This window comes from Pseudomonas neustonica (assembly GCF_003797945.1).
Classification (GTDB): domain Bacteria; phylum Pseudomonadota; class Gammaproteobacteria; order Pseudomonadales; family Pseudomonadaceae; genus Halopseudomonas; species Halopseudomonas neustonica.
Window position 1 is genome coordinate 1 of the sequence record NZ_RKKU01000058.1, and the last position, 3,943, is coordinate 3,943.

General features: G+C 55.9%; 5 protein-coding genes. All 5 read right to left on the reverse strand.

Going from position 1 to position 3,943, the window contains the following annotated elements:
* Positions 1–207: 207 nt before the first annotated feature.
* Positions 208–1,746, reverse strand: coding sequence for an IS66 family transposase (tnpC, locus tag EF096_RS19985; protein ID WP_123891493.1), 1,539 nt, complete (start codon positions 1,744–1,746; stop codon positions 208–210).
* 75 nt (positions 1,747–1,821) lie between these two features.
* Entirely contained in the window at positions 1,822–2,157 is a 336-nt protein-coding gene (gene tnpB / locus EF096_RS19990; RefSeq protein WP_158611328.1) for an IS66 family insertion sequence element accessory protein TnpB, read from the reverse strand.
* Positions 2,154–2,528, reverse strand: a complete 375-nt coding sequence (tnpA, locus tag EF096_RS19995) for an IS66-like element accessory protein TnpA (protein ID WP_123891495.1) — start codon at positions 2,526–2,528, stop codon at positions 2,154–2,156. The genes tnpB and tnpA overlap by 4 nt, the downstream gene beginning before the upstream one ends.
* A gap of 144 nt (positions 2,529–2,672) precedes the next feature.
* Entirely contained in the window at positions 2,673–3,068 is a 396-nt protein-coding gene (locus EF096_RS20000; protein ID WP_123891496.1) for a PaaI family thioesterase, read from the reverse strand.
* Positions 3,069–3,091: 23 nt separating this feature from the next.
* On the reverse strand, positions 3,092–3,646 hold the full coding sequence (locus EF096_RS20005; protein WP_123891497.1) for a DUF2889 domain-containing protein: 555 nt from the start codon (positions 3,644–3,646) through the stop codon (positions 3,092–3,094).
* Between the last annotated feature and the right edge of the window lie 297 nt (positions 3,647–3,943).

Here is a 3,943-nt window from a genome sequence, read left to right on the forward strand (position 1 = left end):
ACCATCGGTTACGGACTGCCGGACTTCGCAGAGGAACTCAACTACGGAGTCGATCTATCAACCATCTGAGGGTGGTATCAGATTGATGGGGTGAAGGTGCCCCATCAACCATTAAATCCGTATACCCAAAAACTTTTACCCTCGTATCCCCAGGCGCGTTGATGCACGCCTGCGGGCAAGCGTCCTTTTGAAGTAAGCGTCCGGCGATCACCCGTTGATAGCCGGTTTCCAGTTATGCGGCAGTAACTCGTTGATGGCGCTGTTCTTCTGCGTAGGCAGTCGACTCAGCACATCTTTCAGGTAGGCATAGGGATCACGGCCATTCAGCTTGGCTGACTGGATCAGGGTCATGACCGCAGCGGCGCGCTGACCACTGCGTAGCGATCCGGCGAACAACCAGTTGCTGCGGCCCAGTGCCCAAGGCCGGATCTGATTTTCAACCCAGTTGTTGTCGATCGGCACGGCGCCATCATCCAGGTAGCGCGTCAGTGCTGTCCAGCGTTTCAGGCTGTAATCCAGGGCTCTGGCCGTGCCTGTCCCGTCCGGTATCTTTTGCCGCTGAGCCAGCATCCATTTATGCAGCGCCTCGGCAATGGGTCTGGCTTGCGTGGCCCTCATGATCTGGCGCTGTTCTGGTGTCAGGTCTTTGGCTTCCTGCTCCACCTGGTACAACAGTTTGATGTATTCCAGTGCCTGCTCAGCCAGCACACTCTGATTGGCAGCGTGCAGGTCGAAGAACTTGCGTCGAGCGTGGGCCATGCAGCCGATTTCGATGATCCCTGCATTGAACCCGGCTTTGTAACCCGCGTAATCGTCACACACCAGCTTACCTTGCCAGTCGCCAAGGAAGGTGCGGGCATGCTCACCCGCTCGACTTGGAGCGAACGTGTATATCACCGCTTTGATGTCTGCAAAGGGTGTCGTGCAGTAGGCCCAGACGTACGCCTTGTGGGTTTTCTTCTTGCCGGGAGCCAGCATACTGACCGGCGTTTCGTCGGCATGCAGAACGCTGTGATCCAGCAGCGTTGTTCTTAAGGCATCCACCAGTGGTTGCAGTTGGACGCCGCAAGCACCTACCCAGGCAGCCAGAGTGGAGCGTGCAATGGTGAGGCCCGCGCGGCCAAAGATGCGTTCTTGGCGATATAGCGGCAGATGATCAGCGTATTTGGCTACCAGTACTTGGGCCAGCAGGCCGGAGGTCGGAATGCCCTTGTCGATGACCTGTGCCGGAACTGGCGCCTGGATCAGGGTGTCGCATTGGCTGCAGACCCACTTGCCACGGATATGGCGTTCAACGGTAAACACACCCGGCACATAATCCAGCTTTTCGCTGATGTCTTCGCCGATGCGTTTGAGCTGGCATCCACAGCGGCATTGTGTGTTCTCGGGCTCGTGATGGATCAGTGTCCGGGGCAGTTCTGCTGGCAGCGGGGCACGTTTGGGCTGTTGCTTGGGTTTGGCGTCAGGAGACAGGGTCTCTGTGAGCTCGGCCAATTCGGCCTCGATGGCTGCAATGTCGCTGTCCATCAGCTCTTCCAGCAGCAGCCCTTGATGTCCATCCAGCTGTTCGCTGCGACGGGCGAACTTGTTGCGCTTGAGGATGGCTATTTCGTGGGTCAGTTTCTCAATCACCGCATCGCGGTGAGCCAGAACCCTTTCCTTGCTCTCCACTCGATCAAGCAGTTCCATCGCGAGGGCGCGGAGCTGGTCGGCAGAGAACTGGTTGAGGTCGGGTCGCTGAGTCATGGCCGGCAGTATGCCAAGCTCCAGACCTCTTCGCGATTCCCCTATCTGGTGATGGCTCTACTGCCCAGGTTGTGGTTACAGCACCGAGATGACGCCTGCTGCACCAAGGCGCTGCCAAGGCAGCCCCTGAACCAGCGCCATGACCTGCTCATCGGTCAGCTGCAGACGCTCGCCGCGCCAGGCTTCGCCCCAGTGGAACTTGCCCCGGTTCAATCGCCGGGCACACAGCCAGATGCCCAAGCCATCATGAACCATCACCTTCATTCGGTTAGCTCGTTTGTTGGCAAACAGATAGGCGCAGTGTGGTCTGGCTGAGCCAAACACCTGAACTACCCGGGCCAGTGCCGTATCGGCACCGGCCCGCATATCCAGTGGCTCGGTTGCCAGCCAGATCTCATCGATCCGGATCATGCCAGCAAATCGCGTAACAGAACGATGCCCTGATGGGCCTGCTCTGCAGGCCATTCCACCACAACGGCACCGCTGGCACGGGGAATCTCAATGCGGATGGTGTTGCTCGAATGGGTGGCTGAACGGTTGGCAGGCATCGAAGGCAGTGCGGGCAGGTTTACTGGAACAAACCCAGGCGTTGCCGACTGCACGTCATTATTTCGTGCCAGGCTAATCCAACGCCTGACCAGATTGGCATTGAGATCATTATCCAAGGCGATGCGGGCCACCGAAACGCCTGGCTGCTGGCACTGCGCAACGATCTGGGCTTTGAATTCTCGGGAAAAGCGGCGGCGGGTGCGGGTAGGACTGATTACGCTTAATGAGCTCATGGATAGTGTCCACTGGAAAATAAGTGGACACTATCCTGACGGCTACGGAGACAGCCTCAAGACGGGATCACCGGACGCTTACCTTTTGAATGGAAGCCTGCATAACATCACGCTTACAATGACTATATGGGTCTTAGCTTGAAATCAAGATTTTCGATCGAACATCTTGTAACAGGTGCCAGTAAAGGAGGCTAACAGTACCCCTTCGGCTGTCACATCAGCGGCAAAAGTGCTGAACCTCCGTCCTGAAGACACCTTGCGAGCTTTGGCGACCACCCGCGCGCCTACCTTGGTGGTTTTGAAGTAGTTACCCGTCACGCTCACCCCAACCGCTGGCATATGCTCTGCGCAAGCCAATATTGACAGCGCGATATCCGCCAGTGAGAACAGTAAGCCGCCATGCGGTATACCCATGAAGTTGAGCATGTGGCTTTCAATGATCAGCTCGCACTCAACTGAGTCGGCACTGGCCTCGCCAACGGTCACACCTAAAAAACAAGCATAGGGATCTTCTGCAACCTGCTCGATAATCTTTTGCATGTCACCTCCTTACCTGCTGGCTGTCACCCAGGGCTGTGGCTATTTCTAGCATATTGCCTGACAATTGATCCCTGCACGTCCAGAGCATGGCACCCTCCTACCGCAAATTTCGGCAGTTCTTTTGAAGTATCAAAGTCTTGCTCTGTATTCATCTGATTCCACAAGGTTTGGAAAGCTGTGCTGGCAGCGATTCCTATCATCTCAGTAGAATGGGTACAGCCTTTGGTACCTTTAAACAGGCTTTTTGCTGCCTGAAGAAAGCCAGGTTCGATTCGCATCCCGACTAATTGCTGGTAGCTCTTGGCAATATTGCCGCAGACGCTATAAGGCGAATGTGAAAACATCAGACTCGCCGCTTGTATTATCAGCGTTCGATCCACCGTGAGTATCAACGTTATCCCGTGTATCGGCTCCTCAGCAGGAATTACCGGTCGCTCAATCAGCGCCACCTCAAAGGGTTTGGTATCGGTGAGTATTGTCTCAATATCCCAGAGCCCATCATCACGCTCATAGCCGCGAGACAAGAACTGCCGCGTGTGCACAAGGCGGCGGCTCTCTTGCTTGCTATTTACAGGCATACACAGCACCACTCTCGAGCAAAGACATTATGCGCTGGTTACTGATGCCGGCTGCGCTGAGCACTTCTTGGCTATGCTCTCCAGCCGCAGGCGCCAGATTGCGAATCTGACCCGGCGTCCGGCTAAAGCGTGGGCCAGGTGCTGGCTGCACTAGCCCTGCAATTTCAACAGGGTATACGGATTTAATGGTTGATGGGGCACCTTCACCCCATCAATCTGATACCACCCTCAGATGGTTGATAGATCGACTCCGTAGTTGAGTTCCTCTGCGAAGTCCGGCAGTCCGTAACCGATGGT

Excerpts from the sequence above, each read along its gene's own strand:
- EF096_RS20000 (WP_123891496.1), bottom strand. The coding sequence starts at position 3,068 with ATGCAAAAGATTATCGAGCAGGTTGCAGAAGATCCCTATGCTTGTTTT.
- EF096_RS20005 (WP_123891497.1), bottom strand. The coding sequence starts at position 3,646 with ATGCCTGTAAATAGCAAGCAAGAGAGCCGCCGCCTTGTGCACACGCGG.
- tnpA (WP_123891495.1), bottom strand. The coding sequence starts at position 2,528 with ATGAGCTCATTAAGCGTAATCAGTCCTACCCGCACCCGCCGCCGCTTT.
- tnpB (WP_158611328.1), bottom strand. The coding sequence starts at position 2,157 with ATGATCCGGATCGATGAGATCTGGCTGGCAACCGAGCCACTGGATATG.
- tnpC (WP_123891493.1), bottom strand. The coding sequence starts at position 1,746 with ATGACTCAGCGACCCGACCTCAACCAGTTCTCTGCCGACCAGCTCCGC.